This is a genomic window from Nocardia thailandica NBRC 100428, from assembly GCF_000308795.1.
GTDB classification, from domain to species: domain Bacteria; phylum Actinomycetota; class Actinomycetes; order Mycobacteriales; family Mycobacteriaceae; genus Nocardia; species Nocardia thailandica.
In genome coordinates this window covers 19,528-40,041 of sequence record NZ_BAGK01000112.1, presented here as the reverse complement: position 1 = coordinate 40,041, position 20,514 = coordinate 19,528, and the positions used below count along the sequence as shown (strand labels likewise).

The 20,514-nt window shown below is 72.9% G+C and carries 22 protein-coding genes; 8 read left to right on the top strand and 14 right to left on the bottom strand.

The features are described from left to right. Positions 1–2,298, bottom strand: a 2,298-nt coding sequence (gene recC, locus ON36_RS11720) for an exodeoxyribonuclease V subunit gamma (protein ID WP_043651311.1), incomplete at its 3' end; no start/stop codon positions are given. Between the two features lie 187 nt (positions 2,299–2,485). On the opposite strand from recC, the gene ON36_RS11715 reads away from it, so the two are divergent. From ON36_RS11715 to ON36_RS11700, 4 genes are all read left to right on the top strand, one after another. Continuing rightward, positions 2,486–2,692, top strand: coding sequence for a hypothetical protein (locus tag ON36_RS11715; protein ID WP_043651309.1), 207 nt, complete (start codon positions 2,486–2,488; stop codon positions 2,690–2,692). A gap of 95 nt (positions 2,693–2,787) precedes the next feature. Continuing rightward, a complete protein-coding gene (locus ON36_RS11710) occupies positions 2,788–3,672 on the top strand; it encodes a serine hydrolase (protein ID WP_245558043.1) in 885 nt (294 codons plus the stop codon). Positions 3,673–3,872: 200 nt separating this feature from the next. Further along, complete coding sequence (locus ON36_RS11705) at positions 3,873–5,285, top strand: NAD(P)/FAD-dependent oxidoreductase (protein WP_043651306.1); 1,413 nt, start codon at positions 3,873–3,875, stop codon at positions 5,283–5,285. 161 nt (positions 5,286–5,446) lie between these two features. After that, entirely contained in the window at positions 5,447–6,229 is a 783-nt protein-coding gene (locus ON36_RS11700; RefSeq protein ID WP_043651304.1) for a hypothetical protein, read from the top strand. A 232-nt stretch (positions 6,230–6,461) separates the two neighbouring features. Here ON36_RS11700 and ON36_RS11695 read toward each other — a convergent pair whose 3' ends face one another. The 4 genes from ON36_RS11695 to ON36_RS11680 are packed head-to-tail and all read right to left on the bottom strand — an operon-like array spanning position 6,462 to position 10,073. Beyond that, the gene (locus ON36_RS11695; protein WP_052313881.1) at positions 6,462–7,184 is read right to left on the bottom strand and encodes an urease accessory protein UreD; all 723 of its coding nucleotides are present in this window, start codon (positions 7,182–7,184) and stop codon (positions 6,462–6,464) included. After that, a complete protein-coding gene (ureG, locus tag ON36_RS11690) occupies positions 7,174–7,881 on the bottom strand; it encodes an urease accessory protein UreG (protein ID WP_043651302.1) in 708 nt (235 codons plus the stop codon). Before ureG ends, ON36_RS11695 begins: the two co-directional genes overlap by 11 nt. Positions 7,882–7,896: 15 nt before the next feature. Continuing rightward, entirely contained in the window at positions 7,897–8,547 is a 651-nt protein-coding gene (locus ON36_RS11685) for an urease accessory protein UreF (RefSeq protein ID WP_043651299.1), read from the bottom strand. Between the two features lie 59 nt (positions 8,548–8,606). Next, entirely contained in the window at positions 8,607–10,073 is a 1,467-nt protein-coding gene (locus ON36_RS11680) for an MFS transporter (protein WP_043651296.1), read from the bottom strand. Between the two features lie 96 nt (positions 10,074–10,169). On the opposite strand from ON36_RS11680, the gene ON36_RS11675 reads away from it, so the two are divergent. Then, the gene (locus ON36_RS11675) at positions 10,170–10,838 is read left to right on the top strand and encodes a TetR/AcrR family transcriptional regulator (RefSeq protein WP_043651294.1); all 669 of its coding nucleotides are present in this window, start codon (positions 10,170–10,172) and stop codon (positions 10,836–10,838) included. Positions 10,839–10,931: 93 nt separating this feature from the next. Further along, positions 10,932–11,918, top strand: coding sequence for an alcohol dehydrogenase catalytic domain-containing protein (locus ON36_RS11670; protein WP_043651291.1), 987 nt, complete (start codon positions 10,932–10,934; stop codon positions 11,916–11,918). A gap of 87 nt (positions 11,919–12,005) precedes the next feature. Here ON36_RS11670 and ON36_RS11665 read toward each other — a convergent pair whose 3' ends face one another. The 4 genes from ON36_RS11665 to ON36_RS11650 all read right to left on the bottom strand — a co-directional run bounded on the left by ON36_RS11665 (position 12,006) and on the right by ON36_RS11650 (position 14,718). Continuing rightward, positions 12,006–12,677, bottom strand: a complete 672-nt coding sequence (locus ON36_RS11665; protein ID WP_043651288.1) for an O-methyltransferase — start codon at positions 12,675–12,677, stop codon at positions 12,006–12,008. 63 nt (positions 12,678–12,740) lie between these two features. Then, a complete protein-coding gene (locus ON36_RS32685; RefSeq protein WP_052313880.1) occupies positions 12,741–13,730 on the bottom strand; it encodes a WXG100-like domain-containing protein in 990 nt (329 codons plus the stop codon). Between the two features lie 2 nt (positions 13,731–13,732). After that, complete coding sequence (locus tag ON36_RS34685; protein WP_157224848.1) at positions 13,733–14,065, bottom strand: type VII secretion target; 333 nt, start codon at positions 14,063–14,065, stop codon at positions 13,733–13,735. Positions 14,066–14,184: 119 nt separating this feature from the next. After that, entirely contained in the window at positions 14,185–14,718 is a 534-nt protein-coding gene (locus ON36_RS11650) for a YbaB/EbfC family nucleoid-associated protein (RefSeq protein WP_052313879.1), read from the bottom strand. Between the two features lie 231 nt (positions 14,719–14,949). On the opposite strand from ON36_RS11650, the gene ON36_RS11645 reads away from it, so the two are divergent. Continuing rightward, complete coding sequence (locus ON36_RS11645; protein WP_083885074.1) at positions 14,950–16,266, top strand: lipase family protein; 1,317 nt, start codon at positions 14,950–14,952, stop codon at positions 16,264–16,266. A gap of 57 nt (positions 16,267–16,323) precedes the next feature. Here the strand turns inward: ON36_RS11645 and ON36_RS11640 are convergent, their stop codons facing one another. Genes ON36_RS11640 through ON36_RS11630 form a run of 3 tightly spaced genes read right to left on the bottom strand, consistent with a single transcriptional unit; the run spans position 16,324 to position 18,718 of the window. Then, the gene (locus ON36_RS11640) at positions 16,324–18,045 is read right to left on the bottom strand and encodes an urease subunit alpha (protein WP_043651281.1); all 1,722 of its coding nucleotides are present in this window, start codon (positions 18,043–18,045) and stop codon (positions 16,324–16,326) included. A gap of 50 nt (positions 18,046–18,095) precedes the next feature. Continuing rightward, positions 18,096–18,407, bottom strand: coding sequence for an urease subunit beta (locus ON36_RS11635; protein WP_043651278.1), 312 nt, complete (start codon positions 18,405–18,407; stop codon positions 18,096–18,098). A gap of 8 nt (positions 18,408–18,415) precedes the next feature. Further along, a complete protein-coding gene (locus ON36_RS11630) occupies positions 18,416–18,718 on the bottom strand; it encodes an urease subunit gamma (protein ID WP_043651276.1) in 303 nt (100 codons plus the stop codon). A gap of 206 nt (positions 18,719–18,924) precedes the next feature. Between ON36_RS11630 and ON36_RS11625 the strand changes: the two genes are divergently transcribed. Continuing rightward, entirely contained in the window at positions 18,925–19,113 is a 189-nt protein-coding gene (locus ON36_RS11625) for a hypothetical protein (protein WP_043651275.1), read from the top strand. Between the two features lie 7 nt (positions 19,114–19,120). Here ON36_RS11625 and ON36_RS11620 read toward each other — a convergent pair whose 3' ends face one another. Further along, positions 19,121–19,555, bottom strand: coding sequence for a PaaI family thioesterase (locus tag ON36_RS11620; protein ID WP_043651273.1), 435 nt, complete (start codon positions 19,553–19,555; stop codon positions 19,121–19,123). Between the two features lie 174 nt (positions 19,556–19,729). Then, positions 19,730–20,479 (bottom strand): hypothetical protein, encoded by a 750-nt coding sequence (locus ON36_RS11615; protein ID WP_043651271.1) that lies wholly within the window; start codon positions 20,477–20,479, stop codon positions 19,730–19,732. Positions 20,480–20,514 lie beyond the last annotated feature (35 nt).

The window sequence follows — 20,514 nt, the reverse complement described above, 5'->3', positions numbered from 1 at the left end:
ATCGAAATTGCGGCGGTCGAAGGACTGCAGCGGATGCCGCGTGTGGCAGGCGCCGCGGCCGCCGGGCCCCGCGTGCGCGGCCAGCACGTCGAGCAGCTCGGCGACCGGGACCGCGGGTGGGCGGGGCGCGCCGGTGACCGGGTCGGCCCCCGTGTAGAGCACGATGAGCTGATCCCCCGCGGCGAGCACGGCGTCCAGGAGCAGCTGGCGGTCCTCGCTGCGCGGATCGCGTTCGCCGACGAGCGGGGTCCGCGCGGTGAGATCGTCGCCGTCGGCGCCGCCTGCGCGCGGGAACACCTCGTCGTCCAGCCCGAGCAGGACGACGACGCGGTGCGGCACCGACCGCATGGGCACCAGGGTGCAGACGGTGAGTTCGCCGGTGCGGAAGTTGGCCCGGCCCGCCCGGGCGCCGAGGCGGGCCGCCAGCAGCGCGGCGACGTCGTCGAGGCGCAGCGGCACCGTGCCCGCGTGTTCGGTGGCGGCCACGATCTCGCGCCGCGCCTCCGCCCGCACCCAGCTCTGGGTGACGGGGACGTCGGTGAGCAGGTCCAGCGACCGCAGCAGCACGGTGGTCCACTCGGCCGCCGGGCGCGGACCGCGCAGGTCGCGCAGGCAGACCGCCAGCCGGTCGACGAACTCGGCGAACCGGCCCGCCAGGTCGATGTCGTTGGAGTCGACGTCGTCGAGGGGCAGGACCAGGTCGAGCCAGTCGTCGGCGGTCTCGTCGGCCGTGACGCCGAGCAGGATGCGGTCGACCGCGCCGTTGAGGGTGTTCTGGGGGAAGTCGCCGAGCCCGAACGCCTCGCGCTGACGCTGCCCGATCCCCCACCGCGCGCCGGACTCGGCGGCCCAGCCGCGCAGCCGTTCCAGGGCGTCGTCGTCGAATCCGCAGCGGCGGCGCACGGTCTCGCTCGCGGCCAGGTCGAGCACCTGGGTGACGGTGACCCGCCCGTCGGCCAGCTCCAGCAGCTCGCCGACGACCGCGAGCAGCGGGTTGGTGACCGCGCGCCCGCGATCGGCCAGCCGCACCCGCAGCCGGTGCGCCGGGTGCTCGCCCTCGGTGGGCGCGTCGAGCGCGCCGGGCCCGCGCTGCCCGAACGCGGCGCGCACCAGCGGGGCGAACGCCTCGACATCGGGGCACATCACCACGACATCGCGGGGTTGCAGCAGCGGATCGCGCGCGAACACGTGCAGCAGCAGGTCGCGCAGGACCTCCACCTGGCGGGCCGGGCCGTGGCAGGCGTGCACCTGCACCGTGCCGTCGGCGAGCACGGCGGGGTCGACGACCGCCGGCGCGCGGTCGCCGCGCAGGGCCGCCTGCACCGTGGCCAGCAGGGTCGGCGCGGCGGGACCCGGGGGCGCGGGCAGGAGTTCGTCGGAGTCGAGGACGGGCTGTATCCGCTGCTGGAACTCCCGGACGTCGCGGCCGAGACCGGCGAGCAGCGGGTGGGTCACCGAGGCGGCGCTGTCGTCGTCGGCGCGGGCGCGCGCGCCGGGCGCGGCGGCGCCGGGCGGCGGGGTCAGGGCGGTCCACATCGCCGGGCTGGGATGGGTCGCCCACAGGTGGACGTCGCGGTGCGCGGCCAGGGCCGCGAGCACCGCGCGCTGGTCCTCGGGCAGCCGGGTCACGCCGAACAGCGACAGGCGCGAGGGCAGGTCGGTGAGGCCGGGTTCGGCGCGCAGGCGCGCGCAGGTCGCGCCGAGCCGCTCGGCGGGCGCCTGCGTGCCGACGGCCTCGCGCAGGAGCCGGAAAAGCCGTGGCTGCCAGGACAAGTCGGGCGGGACCGGCCCGCCCGCGCCGTCGGTGTCGGCCCCGGCCGCCCAGTCGCGCAGCAGCTGCGGGCGCTGGGCGCCGTAGCTGTCGAAGAGCGCGGCCAGCCGGGCGGCGGTCGCGTAGCGGCGACCCTGCCGGTGCCCGCCGCCGGGCAGGCCGAGGTGCCGGTCGAGCACCGCCGCCCAGTCCTGTCCCGCGGCCCCGTCGATGACCCGCAGCAGGGACCACACCACCCGCTCGCCCGCCCACGGATCCTCGGCCGGGTCGATCGCGCCCGCCGCGGCCAGCACGTCGGCGACCAGGGCCTGCGGGGAGGGGAAGGCGATGTTGGCGGCCACCCCGTCGCCGTGGCCGGACACGCCGAGCCGCCCCGCGAGTCGCTGGGCCAGCCAGCGCTCGACACCTTTGGCGGGCACCGCGACGACCTCGGCGGCGAACGGGTCGGCCTGCGGCACCGCCAGCAGCGCGCCCACTCCGTCGGCCAGCGCGTCGGCGCGATCGGCGCGATGGAGGTGCAGCGGCATCCGTCGTTTATACGCCCAGCGACCGACGCGCAATCCGGCGACCCCGCCACGCCCGGACCCACGAACAGTGAATTACGCCACACCAGAACGCATTCGCGCCCCGCCTCCCGGGCGCGCGCGCCCGGCCGTGCCAAGCTGGGCTTTCCGGGGTGGAGCAGCAATGATAGGCGAAAGGCTGGACGCATCCATGAATGCGCAGGTGATTCCCCTGGTTCCGCGCGGCGGCTTCGTCGTCCGCCGGGCCGGCGACCGGTGGGAACTGGTGAACTCGCGCCGGTACGGGCCCGGCGTCGTCCTGCACACCTGGCCGCTGGCGCGGCACGGCGAGGCCTTCGAGCACTGCCATCGTCTCAACGGCTGCACGATCGCGACCCCCCACGCGGCGCACCACTAGACCTGCGGAAACCACTGGGACACAAGGCACTAACACACTCGGGCGGCAACCTCAAGTAGTGCGCCGCGGCCGACAGTGTGCCAAGGTGGTCCCTCGTGCGTGATCGTTCCGACTCCTCCCGGGTCTCCGGCCGGGTGACAGCTACCGCCTGTCTCCTCGCCGCCGCGGCCGTCCTGACCCCGGCCGCCGTCCCCGCCCTCACCGCGCCCGCCCAGGCGGTGCCGGTGCTGACCCAGGCGTGCCTGCCCGGGTTCGACTGCGACATGAGTTCGCGGATCGCGCGCGTCAATTCCTACCTGTCGAGCAGGCCCGGGGTGGTCGGCTTCGTGCTGCGCGACCGCGTCTCCGGCGGCGTCTACGCGAGCGAGCACGCCGAGAACCCCGTGTGGACCGCCTCCACCCTCAAGCTCGCCATCGCCGCCGACGTGCTCAACCGCGCCCGCAACGGCGCCATCGGACTCACCCCCGACGACCGCACCAACCTCGAGTCCATGCTGGCCACGTCCAACGACACCGCCGCCGACATCCTGTGGAACAAGTACATCGGCCTCGACCGGATGGCCTACAACAACGCCTTCCGCGCCTACGGCATGACCTCGCTGGTCCCGCAGCCGACCGCGACCGCGCTGTTCCCGGACTGGTCGTTCCAGAAGTGCACCGCCGCCGACCTGGACCGGCTGATGAACCACATCCTCGACACCATGCACCCCGACGACAAGGCCTACCTGCTCGACCGCATGCGCCACGTCGACGCCAACCAGCACTGGGGCGTGTGGGGCGCGGGCGCGAGTATGCAGCCCGGCCTGAAGAACGGCTGGTCGAACGAGAACGACGGCTGGGTCGTCAACTCGGTCGGCTTCGCGGGACCGGGTGAGCGCTACACCCTGGCGATCATGAGCGCCCTCGGCGCCGACGGCGGCTACACCGAGGGCGCGGCCACCGACACCCGCATCGCCGAGATTCTGCTGGCGGGCCGTTAGCCGATTCGTCCCGTATTCTCGATCGGGTACATCGTCCGGCCGGAGCGCGGCGCTCACCGCCCCGCTCCGGTACCGGTGAGACAACGCACCACACCAAGATCGGAACCGGGATCTCGTGGCGACGTCCGTTCCGGGGCCGACTACGGTAACCCTGTCAACACATTGCGGGGCCAGCCCCCGGTCTGTCGAGGAGCGCGACGATGAACTCTCAGTCTGTCGGAAACCGTCGTCACCACGTGGTGGTGATCGGTTCCGGTTTCGGCGGCCTGTTCGGCACCAAACATCTGCGCCGGGCCGACGTCGACGTCACGCTCATCTCCAAGACGTCGACGCACCTGTTCCAGCCGCTGCTCTACCAGGTGGCCACCGGCATCCTGTCCACCGGTGAGATCGCCCCGGCCACGCGCCTCGTCCTGCGCAACCAGAAGAACGCGCAGGTCCTCATGGGCGAGGTCGTCGACGTCGACCTGGCCAACCAGACGGTCACCTCGCGGCTGCTCAACATGGACACCGTCACCCACTACGACAGCCTCATCGTCGCGACCGGCGCCCAGCAGTCCTATTTCGGCAACGACCAGTTCGCCACCTTCGCCCCCGGCATGAAGACCATCGACGACGCGCTCGAGCTACGCGCCCGCATCCTCGGCGCGTTCGAGCAGGCCGAGCTCGCCAAGACCCAGGAGGAGCGCGACCGGCTGCTGACCTTCGTCGTGGTCGGCGCGGGCCCCACCGGTGTCGAGCTGGCGGGCCAGATCGCCGAGCTCGCCGACCGCACCCTCGAGGGCACCTTCCGCAACATCGACCCGCGTGACGCCCGGGTCATCCTGCTCGAGGGCGCCGGCGCGGTGCTCGGCCCGATGGGCCCCAAGCTCGGCGGCAAGGCGGCCAAGCGGCTGACCAAGATGGGCGTGGAGATCCAGCTCAACGCCATGGTGACCGACGTCGACGCCTACGGCGTCGTGGTCAAGGACGCCGACGGCAGCACCCGGCGGATCGAGTCCGCGTGCAAGGTGTGGTCGGCCGGCGTGCAGGCCAGCCCGCTGGGCAAGATGATCGCCGAGCGCTCCGACGGCACCCAGGTCGACCGGGCGGGCCGGGTCATCGTCGAGCCCGACCTCACGGTCAAGGGGCACCCCAACGTCTTCGTCGTCGGCGACCTCATGTCGGTGCCGGACGTGCCGGGCCAGGCCCAGGGCGCGATCCAGGGGTCGACCTACGCCGCCAAGGCGATCAAGGCCGGGCTCAAGGGCCAGAAGCCCGAGGAGCGCAAGCCGTTCAAGTACTTCAACAAGGGCTCGATGGCCACCATCTCGCGCTTCGACGCGGTGTGCCAGATCGGCAAGATCGAGTTCAGCGGATTCCTGGCGTGGCTGGCGTGGCTGGGCCTGCATCTGTACTACCTGGTCGGCTACCGCAGCCGCATCGTCACGGTGATCGGCTGGTTCGTGTCCTTCCTCGGCCGCAACCGGGGCCAGATGGCGGCCACCGAGCAGTGGGTGTTCGCCCGGCTGGCGGTGGAGGCCGTCAATGCCGACGACCAGGACGCCGACCAGCTCGCGGCCGCGCTCGGCGTCCCGCGCAGGGCGCCCAAGCAGCTCGGCGGGGCGGGCTGATCCCGTTCTCCCCGAAGGCCGTCCGGCGCGTGCGCCGGGCGGCCTTCGCCGTTTCGGGACCGCGAAATCCGAGGTGGACACGGTTCGCACCCATCCGTTGCCGCCGCAGGTCCGAATGTGGATCGTCATATGTCTGACCACCCCCGGACGAAAGGTGATCTATGGCGACGGGGAAGCACAGAGCACCGAATCTCCAACGGCAGAAGGTCGGTTCCGTGGTCGCGGCGGGCGCCGTGCCGCTGGTCCTGGCGCTGATCGGCACGGGCACCGCGAACGCCGACCCCGATCGGGCGGCGGTCACGCAGCCCGATCAGCCGGCGGGCCCGGAGTTCGACGCGGTGGCGCCGAACGCGACACCGTATGTGGGCCAGGCGATGCCGGCCAACACCCGCAGCTCCCTGCAGTGGTCGCGCTCCGGCCCGGAGACCGACTACCTGTCCCCGGTCGGCCCGCTGCACGCGCCGACGGCCACCGCGCCGGTGCCGCCGATCCTGCCGCCGCCGGGCCAGTTCCGCTTCGGCGACCAGCAGATCGCGGTGCCCGATTTCGTCCCGTACGACACGTCGGTGCAGATCAACGACGCCGCGGCCACCACCGAGGCGAACCTGGCCACCTTCCTCGACTCGGTCGGGCTCGAGCGCAGCCGTTCGGACCTGATCGCCGGGCAGACCCTGGGCAGCGCCGCCCGCGGCGCCGCGGTCGGGTCCACCGTGGCGATCCCGCTGGCCATGGCCGCGAGCACCATGGGCGCGGTCGCGGGCCTGGTCGCGGGGATCCCGCTGCTGCCCGTCGGCCTGGTCGCGGGCCCGATCCTGGGCGGCATGGTCGGCTACATGGCGGTCTCGGTACCCGCGACGATCGTCGGCGCCGGGATCGGTGCCGCGGTCGGGGCGGCAGCCGGTTTCGCCACCCCGCCGCGCGCGGAGGTTCCCGCCGCGGTGTGACAACGTCACGTGAGGGTTCGGGGCCCGGCGGTCACCACCGCCGGGCCCTTCCCGTCCAGGCGCCGCCCGATCCCGATCCGAGCCCTGCCCTCAGTCTGTGCCGCGCGGCGCGGAGGTCGGCTCGCGCACGGCGTCGGCGAGGGACAGGCCGACGACGCGCGTTGCCCGCCCGACCCGGCCCGGTCTCGGGGACACCGCGATACGGGCGGGCCCGCGGTGAACCGGCCCGGGCCTACCGGGACGCGGGAGCGGACAGGCGCGGACGGTCCGCCGCGTCGTCGGCGGAGAGCGCGGGTCCGCTCGGCGCGGCCGCGAGGCGGGCGGTGAGGGTGGTGGTCAGGGAGCCGCCGGCCGCCAGGGGCAGGCGGGCGGTGGCGAGGCCGTCGGTGCGGGCGGGGCGGTCGTCGGGGTAGCGCAGTTCGCTGTCGAGGGCACGGGGCGCGGTCAGCGTGTCGTCGGTCGCGGTCCGCGCGCCCAGGGCGAGGCGGTGGCGCAGCAGGGGCAGATCGGCCAGGTCGGCGACGAGGTCGCCGCGCCAGGTGCCCTCGTCCTCGCCGGTGCGGCCGATCTGGACGCGTTCGCGCAGGCGCAGGGTGGCGCCGGGGGCGAGCCGGACGACGGTGACGGCGTGATGAGCGGCCCCGCCCGCGACGACGATGGGTTCGGGATCGAAGTCCAGCGTCGCGTTCTCGCCCACCTCCACGGTCCAGCGGGCCGTGGACAACAGCGCGTGGCGGCCGGGCAGGGCCAGTGTCGCCGCGACCGAGCGGACCGTCAGCCGGGCACCCGGGCGGACGACGACGGTGATGTCGAGTTCGTCGCCGCCCAGGGGCGTGGCCGCCGTGCCGATGAGATGGACGGTCTCGGGGCCGGTGTGCCGGGCGGCCAGGCCGCCGACGGCCTCGATCCGGGTCAGCCTGCCGGGCGCGGCGTCCAGGCGGAGCTCAGTGCGCAACGCCGGCGGCCGCGTCCTGCTCGGCGATCAGGCGCAGCTGCTCGCGGACCCAGGCGAGCACCGGCGTGGCGGCGGGGTCGTCGGTGAGCGAGATCAGCGCGGTGGGGCGGCCCTCGCGCACCTTGGCGGCGTCGCGTTCCATGACCCCCAGGTCGGCGCCGACCAGCGGGGCGAGGTCGGTCTTGTTGACCACGAGCAGATCCGAGAAGGTCACGCCCGGCCCGCCCTTGCGCGGCACCTTGTCCCCGCCCGCCACGTCGACGACGAAGATCTGCACGTCGATCAGGCCGGAGGAGAACGTGGCGGTGAGGTTGTCGCCGCCGGACTCGACGAGGACGAGATCGAGCGGCGGGTTGGCCTCGACGAGGTCGTCGATGGCGTCGAGATTGGCGGTGATGTCGTCCCGGATGGCGGTGTGCGGGCAGCCGCCGGTCTGTACGGCGGTGATGCGCTCGTCCGGCAGGACCGCGTGGCGGCGCAGGAAGTCGGCGTCCTCGGTGGTGTAGATGTCGTTGGTCAGCACGGCGAGGGACAGCTCGTCGCGCAGCTGCCTGCACAGGGCCGCGACCAGCGCGGTCTTGCCCGAGCCGACCGGCCCGCCGATGCCGATGCGCAGCGCCTCGCCGGGGGTGCGCTGCCGCTTGGGCCGGTCGTGGGCGTGGTCGTGGGGCTGCCCGTCGAGGAGATGCGGTGGCATGGTGGTCCTTTCGGATCAGGAGGCGAACAGGGGCATGTCGCGGTCGAGGTGCCGTTCGGCGAGGACGTCCTGCAGCGGGTCCGACAGCGCGGCGAGTCCGGTGACCGCGTCGGCGGCGATCTCGTCGCACAGCGGCGCCAGCCGGAAGGTGGCCGCGGCGACGGTCGCCGGATCCAGCGCGAGCAGGCGTTGCGCGGCGGTCGCGGCGCCGGTGAGCGTGGTGTAGACGACGACGCCGGCGAGGTCGCGCGCCCGCGTCTCGCACGCGCGCCCGGCCACGCCGAACACCGTCGACAGATGGGGCCGGGTACCGTGCTCCGGCCAGTCCGCGTGCGGCCAGAGCTGCCTGCCGAGCCGCAGCAGCCCGCGCCCCTGTGCCCGGGACGCGGCCCGCGCGGCGGGCGACGGCGTGCGCGCGTCGGCCTCGAGGTCGGCGCGCTCCGCGCTCAGGGCGCCGTCACAGACCGCGGCGGCCAGCGACGCCGCGACCAGCCCCGAGGTCCGTACCCGCCGTGCCAGGTACGCCTCCACGCCGGCCGCGTTCCGCACGAGCCCGGAGACCACCGCCTCCTCGACACCCCCGGAGTGGACGTGGCCGCCGATCGGCAATCGCGAGTCGGCCAGCGCCAGCAGCACCGCCAACCCTCCTGACCCGTCTCCACGCATCCGACGATCCTATGCGCTCGGCCCGCGCGACGCCGTCCGCGTGGCGGACCATCGCCCCGTCAGTCGCGGCGCGCGCGGGCGCTGACCCAGGCGACGGCGGCCATGGCCAGCAGCAGGACGGCGCCGGTGGTGGTCGCCCAGTGCATCCCGGTGACGAAGGACTCGTCGGCGGCGTGGGCCAGCGCCGGATCGTCGGTGTGGGCGAGGGTCTCGCCGAGCGTGTCGCCGAAGTCGCCGCCGGAGCGGAAGATCAGCGCCGCGAGGGAACCGAGCAGGGCGAGGCCGAGGGCGTTGCCGAGTTCGAAGCTGGTCTCGGAGATGCCGACCGCCGACCCGGCGCGTTCGGGCGGGACCGCCGACACCGCGACGTCGGAGACCAGGGTGAACGACAGGCCGTAGCCGACACCCGCCACCGCCGACCCGGCGAGGTACCAGCCCACTCCCCCGTCGACACCGACGCCGAGCAGCATCAGGTTGCCCACCGCGGACAGCGTGAGCGCCAGCACGAAGGTGGCGCGCACGCCGAGGCGCCTGCCCACCCGGGCGCCGCCCATGGAGAACACGAACACCGCGATGGCCATGGGGATGCCGAACAGGGCCGCCTGCAACGGGTCACGGCCGGTGACCGACTGCAGGTAGATGCTGGTGAGGTAGCTCATCGCCGCCAGCGACATCATGCCGACGGTGCTCGCGCCGATGGCCACCCGGAACAGCGGCCGGGCGAACAGTGTCAGGTCGAGCAGCGGTTCGCTCAGCTGCCGCTGCCTGCGCACGAACAGCACGAGGACGATCGCGCCCGCGACGGCGACGAGCAGCGAGAGCCAGTCGAACCCTTCGGCCGCGATGTGCTTGATGCCGTAGACCACCGGCAGGATGCCGCCGATGGACAGCGCCACGCTGGGCAGGTCGATCGGGCCGAGCGCGCTCGAGCGGTGCTCGGGCAGCAGCATCGGGCCGAAGAGCAGCAGCACGGCCAGCACGGGGATGTTGATCAGGAACACCGACCCCCACCAGAAGTGGTGCAGCAGCAAGCCGCCGATGACCGGCCCGACCGCCGAACCGCCGGCGAAGAACGCGGTCCAGACGCCGATCGCGGTGCCGCGTTCGCGCGGGTCGGGGAACAGGCTCGAGATCAGGGCGAGGCTGGACGGCAGCAGGGTCGCGCCGCCGATGCCCATCAGGGCTCGGGCGGCGACGAGCACCCCGGCCGTGGGCGCGAACGCCGCGAGCACCGAGGCGAGGCCGAACACCGCGGCGCCGGCCAGCAGGATGTTGCGCCTGCCGACCCGGTCGCCGATGTTGCCCATGGTGATGAGCAGTCCGGCGAGCAGGAACCCGTAGATGTCGAGGATCCACAGCTGCTGGGAGGCGGTCGGGTCCAGGTCGGTGGTGAGGGTGGGCATGGCGAGGAACAGCACCGAGATGTCCATCGACACCAGCAGGACCGGCAGCAGCAGCACGCCGAGTCCCAGCCAGGCGCGCCTGCCGCCGGTGTGTACGACCGGCGCCGTGTCGAGCTTCGTCATCGTCGCTGCTGCCTTCCGTCTTCCGCATTCGCGTACACCGTACGCATGATTCGGGTACAGTGTACGCATCGATCGGCGAAAGAGGAAACGAGTTCCATGAGCGAGCACCGACTCACCCGCGCCGCCATCGTCGACGCGGCCGTCGCACTGGCCGACGCCGACGGGCTGGCGGCGCTGTCCATGCGCAGGCTGGCCGAACGGCTCGGCGTCGGCACCATGTCGCTGTACCGGCACATCGCGAACAAGGACGAACTGATCGCGGCCATGACCGACGAGATCGCGGGCAGGCACCCCTACCCCCCGGCCGAGGGCCGCGGCTGGACCTGGCGGGACCGGGTACGCATCGCCGCCGAGGTCGACTGGCAGCTCTACCAGCAGCACCCCTGGGTCCTGCTGACCTTCGCCATCCCCCGCTACAGCTTCGGCCCGCAGAGCCTGGCCTCGCTGGCCTGGCTCGTCGAGGGGCTGCGCGAACTCGACGTCACCGCTCGCGAGGCGACCACCATGGCCTTCTCGGTCTGGAACTACATCTCCGGCGCGACGCTGCCGCACGTGTCGGGCACCCTGCTGCCGGGCAACGACGTCTCGATCGAAGACGGCAACGGGTTGCGCAGCATCCTCGAGGGCGATCCGCAGTTCCCGGTCCCCGCGCCGCTGGCCGACCTGCTCGGCGCCGGGGTGAGCGAGCTCACCTCCGAGGAACTGCTGTTCCTCGGCCTGGAGGCACTGTGCGACGGCTTCGCGGCGCGGGCGGCGCGCGACTGACCCCGCGCGGATCCCGCCCGCCGCCGGTGCCAGAATGGTGACGCGGTCACAGCTCGTGCGTTTTCTTACCGAAACCCCGGAGCAGGAGGCGTCATGCGGGCGGTTGTCATCGAACGGTTCGGCGAGCCGGCCGAGGTGCTGCGGCTCGCGCAGCGGCCGGTCCCCGAGCCCGGTCCGGGCGAGGTGCGGGTCGCGATGACCCTGTCACCGATCCACAATCACGACCTGGCCATCGTCCGCGGCGTGTACGGCTATCGACCACCCCTGCCCGCGATCCCCGGCACCGAGGCGGCCGGGGTCGTCGAAGCGGTCGGCCCCGGCGTCGACACGGTCGCGGCGGGCCAGCGGGTCGCGGTGCCGGGTGCCAGGGCAGCGTGGGCCGAGTTCTTCCTCGCCCGCGCCGACCAGGTGGTGCCGCTGCCGCCCGCCGTGCCCGACGAGACCGCCTGCCAGCTGCTGGCCATGCCGCTGAGCACGCTGCTGCTGCTCGACGACCTCGGAGTCGCGGCGGGCGACTGGATCGCCGTGAACGCCGCCAACGGCGCCGTCGGCCGGCTGCTCAACCTCTTCGCCCGGCAGCGCGGCGTGCGGGTGCTGAGCCTGGTCCGCGACGAGGCCGCGGCGCGGGCACTCACCGAGCTGGGTCATCCGTCGGTCGTCGACACCTCCGCGCCCGGCTGGCGCGACGAGGCCGCCGGAATCACCGGCGGGGCCCCCGTCGTGCGGGCCGTCGACCAGGTGAGCGGGACGGCGGGCGCGGACCTGCTGGCGCTGCTGGCGCCCAAGGGCGAACTGATCTCCTTCGGCGCCCTCTCGGGCCGTCCCCTGGAACTCGACACCGGCGCGCTGATCTTCAAACAGGCCGTGGTGAAGGGCTTCTGGGGCCAGCAGCGGGGCGCGGAGATCGACGCGGGCACCCGTGTCCGGCTGGTCACCGAACTGCTCGGGCTCGCCGCGACCGGCACCCTGCGCATGGCCGTGGCCGCCGAGTACCCCCTCGACGAGGCGGCAGAGGCCGCGGCGGCCACCGAGCGGCCCGGCCGCAACGGCAAGGTGCTGCTGCACGCGGGCGCCCGCTGAAATCGGCCGGCGCCGCACATCACGGCCCGCGTCCTCGACCTCGCCGCGCGCGGCGCCCGGCGCGTCGGCCGCGCCCGAGCCACCCGGTCAGCGCGCCGGGCCGTTGACCACCGCGTAGGCGAAGCCGTCCCAGCCCTTGGACCCCACGGTCTGCACGACCGTGGCGTCCAGCCCCGGCTCGGCGGCCAGCAACTCGACCAGCTCCCGGCTCGCGCGCACGTTCGGATCCTCGGACCGCTCGTCGGCCAGCGCGCCGCCGCGCACCACGTTGTCCACGATGATCACCGACCCCGGCCGCGTCAGCCGCAACGCCCACTGGACGTAGTTCGCGTTGTTGACCTTGTCGGCATCGATGAACACCAGATCGAACGGCTCGGCCGAATCCTCGGCGACCTCCGGCAGGGTGTCCAGGGCCGCGCCGACGCGGATGTCGACCCGCTCGCCGACCCCGGCCCGGTCCAGGTTCTCCCTGGCCACCTTCGCGTGGCGCGGCTCGAACTCCAGCGTGACCACGCGGCCGTCCTCGCCGACCGCCCTGGCCAGCCACTCCGTGCTGTACCCGCCGAGCGTGCCGATCTCGAGCACCCGGCGCGCACCGGCCGACCGCGCCAGCAGGTGCAGCAGCTTGCCCTGCGGCGGGGACACATCGATGGCAGGCAGCCCCGCCTCGGCGTTGGCGGCCAGCGCCGGCGCGCCGTCCCCACCGATGAGGGTGTCCACGATGTAGCGGTCGACGCCTGCCCAGTCCGTATCGGTCATGGGCGCCAGTGTGCCACCGGATCCGGTCGTTTCACCGGATCGCGCGCAGGGTGATCACAATGTTCATTTCGCCGTCTCGACCTCGGTGACGCCGCGGATGATGCTCACCGCGCTCTGCGCGAGCGTCTTGGTGTCGATCAACGCCTTCGACAGTTTGACGAGCATCTGCGAGACCGTCATGGTCGCGACGGAGATGTCGGCCAGCGCCCGCGCGATCAGTGCCGGTGTCGCGGTGCCCGCGGAGGCGATCAGGAGGGCGGTCATCTCCGCCAGCATCCCCGCCAGGTTGCTCAGGATCTCGACCACGATGTCGCGGACGGTCTCCACGATGCCCGACATCGCGTCGTTGCATTCCGAGAGCACCTGCGCGACAGCCGATTTCTCGGCGATCTTGCCGGTGAGTTCGGTGGCCTTCGCCTTGTAGGCGTCGGCGGCGGCCCCAGTCCATTCGCCCATGCCGGTGTCCAGCGCGGCCGCCCAGGCGGCGGCGGTGTTCTCGAGGTGCTCGGCGATCTTCTCCCAGGAGGTCGAGTACGCCTTGACCATGTCCGGGTTGCCGGTGATGGAGTCCAGCGCCTTGCGCATCGGCTCGACGTGCTCGAGCATCCAGCTCATCAGCTGGGCGCCGAGCAGGTTGAACGGATCGAACTTGCCGAGGGTGGTCGTACCCTTGATGGCCTTGCCGATGGTGGAGGCGGCCGAACTCAGGTCGCCCGCGGCGCCCGCGGCGCTCTTGATCGCGTCGACCTTGTCCATGATCGAGCTGTCCGACGAGAACGCCTTGTACAGGCCGTGTCCCGCCTCGGCGGTGTCGCCGAACAGGGTGCCCGACAGGATGCCGGAGTCGAGGGAGCCGTCGTCCCCGGTCGACATCCGGCCCACGTTCGACAGGAGCGGGTTGCCCTCCTGGTAGTAGGTGTCGCGGTAGTTCGTTCCGTCGGAGAGCAGGTCGTTGTCGGGTGCCTCCGCGTCGTCGAACGTATCGATCGTGCCGGGCAGTGGCGGCATGGACTCGTTGAGGAACCGCCCCACCGCGTTGGGTCCGTCGGCCATGGTCACACGCTCTTCTCGATCTCGGCCTGCTTGCCCGCGAGGTCGCCCGCGCGGGTCGTGTCGCAGGTCTCGAAGCCGTCGGCGGCGGTGCGGAGCTTGCCGGGCATCTCGGCGGTCAGGGTGTCGAGTTCGTCGAGCGCGCTGGTGATCTCGTCGTGCAGGGAGCCGAGGGTGGTGACCGCGTACGGCTTCACCAGGAGCCCGTAGCCGTCGTCGGCGTTCGCCAGGTAGCCCGCCGCCTCCCGTGCCTTCGCCACCCCGCCCGACACCTCGTCGACCGCACTCGCGTGCGTCCGGATCGCGTCCGGCTTCACGTTCACGACAGGACAACTCACAGGTGACCTCCTCCTCGCTCCGGACACCGGCCGGACGGCACGGTCTCGATGCACTCGCTCTGGTTGGACGCGGCCGGGCCCGATCCGGTTCCCGGGAGTTCGCCGGGCCCGGCGCGCGGTCACTCGAGCCAGGACCGGCGGCGGAAGTACAGGTCGTCCTCGGAGGGTTCCTCGGGGGTGACGGCGTGGTCGCGGCCGGGGGCCCGGGTGCCGGGGGCCGGGGCGGGCGGGGCGACCGGGAAGGCCGGCGGGGTGGGCGTTGCGGGAGGCGTGGGCGGCGCCTCGAGGTCGGCCGGGTCGGGGAAGCGTTCGGCGTACTGGCCGACGATGGTCTCCCCGACCGAGTCGGTGCCGAGGGTGTCGTGCACGAGTTCGGTCACCCGGGCGCGGAGGCGGGCCTGCGCGCGGCGGGTGCAGGCCATGAGTTCGCCGGCGATCGCGGCCGGGTCGGCGCCGCGCAGCGCGGGCGCGAGGGTGATCGCGGTGGTGACGCCGTTGGCGTCCACGGTCACCGAGACGCGCCGGTCGGCCGAGGTTTCGGTGATCGACACCGCGGCCATCCGGCCGTGCAGCTCCTGGTAGGTCTGTGCCTTGCGTTCCATCTCGGCGGCCCATCCGGCCAGATCGCCCGCCGCGGCTTCGAGGTCGTTCATCCCGCTCCCCTTCCCTACGGGGGCGACCACCCCCGCGATTCGCGCGCCGAGCCTAGCCGACTGCCGGGTTCGCACTCACCGCGCCCGGACCCGAACGCCGCTTTTCCCGAAGGTAGTAACCGTGTTACCGTCCGGTGGCGCGTAACCGGTGACGCACGTCATGTCGGGGGAAACGTGCGAGCCAGGACACATCCGCGACGGCGCGGGCGTGGCGTTTCACGGAGAGTGGTCATGCAGCAACAGAATCGGCGGGACAGGCGACGCGGGACGCGGCGGCGTGCCGCGACCGCGGCGTTGGCGACCCTGGCCGCGGTGTCGTGCTTCACCGCGGCCCCTGCGGTGGCCGACCCCTCAGACTTCTACACCCCGCCCGCGCGGCTGCCCTCCGGCTCGGGCACCGTCGTCAAGACCCAGCCGATGGCGATCCTGGCCGCGGCGCCGACCGCGCAGGGCTGGCCCGCGCGCGCCCGCCTGGTCATGTACACGACCCGCCTGCAGGACGGTTCCCCCGTCGCGGTGACGGGGACCTACCTGGAGCCGGACAACCCGTGGCAGGGTCCGGGCCCGCGCCCGACGGTCGTGATCGGCCCCGGCACCTCGGGCCAGGCCGACCGCTGCGCCATGTCCAAGGCGTTCGGCACCGGCGTCACCGCCTTCACCGCACCGCTGGGGATCTCGGCCAACCAGGAGCTGCCGTCCTCGGCGGTGTGGAGCGCGCTGGGCGCCCGGGTCCTGGTCACCGACTACGTCGGACTCGGCACGCCGGGAATCCACACGTTCGCCAACGGCATCGAGGAGGGACACGCCATGCTCGACGGCGCCCGCGCGGCCAACGCGCTCGGCGGCGTCGGCGCCGACACTCCGCTGGTGCTGTGGGGGTACTCGCAGGGCGGCGGCGCGAGCGCGGCGGCCGCGGAGATGCAGGCCGACTACGCGCCGGAGCTGAACCTGAAGGGCACCTGGGCGGGCGGTCCGGTCGCGGACCTGGCCGCGATCCTGTCCGGGATCGACGGCGCGCTCATCGGCGGCGCCATCGGCTTCGCGATCAACGGCCTGCTCGCCCGCTACCCCGACCTGCACGCCGCGGTCGACCGGGTGACCAGCCCGGCGGGCCGCGACGAGCTGGCCGCGCTGAGCGACGAGTGCATCGCCGACCTGATCGTGCGCCATCCCTTCCTGCGCACGAACGCGCTGACCGTGGACGGCCGTTCGCTCACCGAGCATCTCGCGGACATCCCCGAGGCGGGGCCTGCGCTGGCCGACATGCGCCTCGGCAAGCGGCCGCCCGCGACACCGGTCCTGATCACGAGCGGCCGCAACGACGACACCGTGCCCTACGGCCAGGCCAGGCGGCTCGCCGAGGACTGGTGCGGCCAGGGCGCCACGGTCACCTTCCGCACCAACGAGCTGCCGCCGATCCTGCCGGGAGCCACCATCCCCAACCACTTCGGCCCGGAACTGATCGACGGGTTCGGTCCCGACAACGCCGTCGGCTACCTGCTCGACCGGCTGGCGGGCGAGCCCGTCGCCGGCTGCTCGATCGACTGAGCCGAGGACGCCCGCCGCCGGCCGCGTCCTCGGCGCCGCGGCAGGCGGCGGGTGCGCTCAGAACAGGAAGTACCGCTGGGCCATGGGCAGTTCGGCGGCCGGTTCCTCGGCCCAGACCTCGCCGTCGACGCGCACGGTGAAGGTGTCGGGGTCGACCTCGATGCGGGGCATGGCGTCGTTGCGCGGCATGTCGGCCTTGGTGAGGCGGCGGACGTTCTTGACCGGCACCAGTTTCCGGCGCACGTCGAGCCGGTCGGCCAGGCCGTCGGCGATGGCGTGCTCGGAGACGAAGTGCAGCGAGGTCGCCGCCGCGGCGGGCGCGGCCGCGCCGAACATGGGCCGGGGCAGCACGGGCTGCGGGGTCGGGATGGAGGCGTTCGCGTCGCCCATCGCGGCCCAGGCGATCATGCCGCCCTTGAGCACCAGGTGCGGGCGGACGCCGAAGAACGCCGGTTCCCACAGCACCAGGTCGGCGAGCTTGCCCGGTTCCACCGAGCCGATCTCGTCGTCGAGCCCGTGCGCGACGGCCGGGCAGATCGTGTACTTGGCGACGTAGCGCTGGGCGCGGGCATTGTCGGCGGCGCCGTCGCCCGGCAGCGCTCCCCTGCGGCGCTTCATGACGTGCGCGGTCTGCCAGGTGCGCAGCACGACCTCGCCGATGCGGCCCATGGCCTGGGAGTCGCTGCCGATCATGGAGATGGCGCCCAGATCGTGCAGCAGGTCCTCGGCGGCGATGGTCGAGGGGCGGATGCGGGACTCGGCGAAGGCCAGGTCCTCGGGGATCGACGCGCTCAGGTGGTGGCAGACCATGAGCATGTCGAGGTGCTCGTCGAGGGTGTTGACCGTGTGCGGTCGGGTCGGGTTGGTCGAGCTCGGCAGCACGTTGGGGTACGCGGCGACGGTGATGATGTCGGGTGCGTGGCCGCCGCCCGCGCCCTCGGTGTGGTAGGCGTGGATGCCGCGCCCGGCGATGGCGGCCAGGGTGTCCTCGACGAAGCCCGCCTCGTTGAGGGTGTCGGAGTGCAGGGCCACCTGGACCCCGGCGGCGTCGGCCACGGTGAGACACGCGTCGATGGCCGCGGGGGTCGAGCCCCAGTCCTCGTGCAGCTTGAAGCCGGAGGCGCCGGCGCGCAGCTGCTCCCACATGGCGTCGGCGCTGACGGTGTTGCCCTTGCCGAGCAGCACGATGTTCAGCGGCCAGTGGTCGAGCGATTCCAGCATGCGCGCCAGATGCCAGGCGCCGGGGGTCACGGTGGTGGCCTTGGAACCCTCGGCGGGCCCGGTGCCGCCGCCGATGAGGGTGGTGATGCCGCCGCCGAGCGCCTCCTCCATCAGCTGCGGGCAGATGAAGTGCACGTGGCAGTCGATGGCGCCCGCGGTGAGGATGCGCCCGTTGCCCGCGATGATCTCCGTGGACGGGCCGACGACCAGGTCGGGGTGCACCCCGCTCATGGTGTCGGGATTGCCCGCCTTGCCGAGGGCGACGATGCGGCCGTCGCGGATGCCCACGTCGGCCTTGACGACGCCCCAGTGATCGAGGACGACGACGCCGGTGATCACCGTGTCGGGGGCGCCCTCGGCGCGGGTGGCCCTGGACTGGCCCATGGACTCGCGCAGCACCTTGCCGCCGCCGAACACCGCCTCCTCCCCCGCCAGTCCGGGCCCGCCGCAGCGGTCCTCGGTGATCTCGACGAGCAGATCGGTGTCGGCGAGGCGGATGCGGTCGCCGGTGGTCGGACCGAACAGTTCGGCGTAGCGGGCACGGCTGAGTTCGGTCATCGGCACTCTCCTGCGTAGCGGGGCAACGGGTGTCCGGGTGTCCGGGTGTCTCAGCCGTCCAGGCGGCCGGGCGCCGGGGTGCTGATGCCGTGGACCTCACGCGTCCCGCCGATCGGGACGAGCGAGACCCGCTGCGGCAGACCGGGTTCGAAACGCACGGCGGTGCCCGCGGGGATGTCGAGGCGCAGGCCGTGCGCGGCGGCGCGGTCGAAGTCGAGGGCGGCGTTGGCCTGGGGGAAGTGCACGTGCGATCCCACCTGGACCGGGCGGTCACCGGTGTTGACGACGTCGAGCACGGTCCGGACCGCGCCGGGGTTGAGCTCGACGACGCCTGCGGCGCAGAGGATTTCACCGGGGATCACGGGCGCTCCTAGGCGATCGGGTGATGGACGGTGACCAGCTTGGTGCCGTCCGGGAAGGTCGCCTCGACCTGCACGTCGTGGATCATCTCCGGCACCCCGGCCATGACGTCGTCGCGGGCGAGTACCGCGCGTCCCGAACTCATCAGCTCGGCCACCGTGCGGCCGTCGCGCGCGCCCTCGAGGACGTGGTCGGTGATGATCGCGACCGCCTCGGGGTGGTTGAGTTTGAGCCCGCGGGCCCGCCTGCGCCGGGCGAGTTCGGCGGCGTAGCTCAGCAGCAGCCGCTCCTGCTCGTGCGGCGACAGGCGCATGCGGGTCTCCTCACGGTGCGGGGACTGATCTGGTCATTCTGGCACGAGCGCCGCGCCCGCGCCCGCCACGGCGGTGCCCGCGCCGGTCGCCGTTTCCGACCGTCCGGTTTCCGACACCCCGTGCGCGCCGCGGGCTGGCCTTATACGATGCTGCTTTCACAGCAGGGGTTCCCCGGCTGCCGTACCCGATCCGAGGGGAACAGAGCGTGGAGTTGCTCGCCTTCCTGGTCCGTGGGGCCGCACTGCTCGCGGCCGTCGGCGTGGGAATGCTCACCTACAACACGTGCAACGGCCAGATCCGGGCGCCCCGCGCGGCGTTCACGGCCGAGGACGAGTCCTGTCCCCTCGCCGCGCCCGCGCTCGCCGTGCGCGCGGCCGTCGACGTCGCGGGCTGAGCCCGGCTCAGCCCTGCGGCGACAGGTTCTGCAACCGGACCTGACCGCGCGCCACGGTGCGGCCCTCGGCGTCGCTGATCACCACGATCCACAGCTGCTGTGAGCGACCCCGGTGGATCGGGGTCGCCTCGCCGGTGAGCAGGCCGTCGCGGACCGCGCGCAGGAAGTCGGTGTTGTTGTTGACCCCGACGACGGCGCCGCGCTCGCCCAGCCAGACGCCCGCCCCCACGCTGGCCAGGGTCTCGATGACGGTGCAGTAGACGCCGCCGTTCTGGATGCCCGCGGGCTGGTGCAGCTGCGGGCGCACCTCCCATTCGGCGCGTACCCGGTCCGGTCCGACCTCGGTGTACCTCAGGCCGATCAGGTCGGTGAAGGTGCCCTCGCTGACCTTGTTCATCAGCTCCGGCGTCGCCTCGGACAGGGACTGCGGTGTCTCGCTCATGAAATCCGGTTCTACACGGTCGGGGCGGAGACGATGCGGCGGGCCCCACTTGTGGTGGGGCCCGCCGCGGCTCGGATCGCGGGGTCGACTGCAGCCCTCAGGACCTCCGGCTCGATCCGTACGCCGAGATAACCATAGGTCAGGCTTACCTAAGTAGTCAACCCGGCGCCTCGATCAGTTCCCGACGTAGGTGCCGAGGGCCCGCTGATACTCGGCGAGATCGGGCTCGGTGTGCAGGCGGGGATTGTCGCCCTTGGTCAGGGCCGAGAAGGGGCAGTCCGAGGAATTCTTGCCGCTGACGGCGACCGAACCCACCTCCTTGCCCGTGTGCGCCTCGTAGACGGTGCCCCGGTAGCGGCCCTGGTACTGCGGCAGCGAGCCGGAGGTGAAGGTGCAGTCGGCCAGGAACGGTCCCGAGTCCACGTCGTCGAAACAGGCGACGAGCTGGACGGTGCGCGGGTCCTTCGGATTCCAGGCGGCGGGCGCGGAATAGTCGAGGCTGTCGTGATCGAGCCCGTCGGACTCGTTGGCCAGGAAGATCGCGATCGGGTGCGGGCCCGCGCCGGTGAACGCGGCCGCGTCGGGGAAGTACTTGCGCGGCGTGTGGCAGACCTTCTCCAGGGCCGAGGCGGAGGTCAGTTCGGCGTCACTGGCCTTGGGCACCAGGAACATCCAGTAGGCGGAGTATCCCGCCCCGACCAGCCCGGCGACGCTCACGACGGCGACCGCGATCCGCGCGCCCCTGCCGAAGGGCCGACGCTCACCGCCGTTGCGGCGGGTGCGGACGAGCGAGACGACGAGCGCGATGACCGGCGAGGCCGCGACCAGTGCGAAGATCACGCCGGGTAGCGGGCCGCCCTGCTGGAAGGCGAGCACGGAGAGCACGCCGGAGAAGACGGCGAGCAGGAGAAAGAGACGAACCACGGTTCCCCCCGGAATCGATGACATGGAGCCGGGCG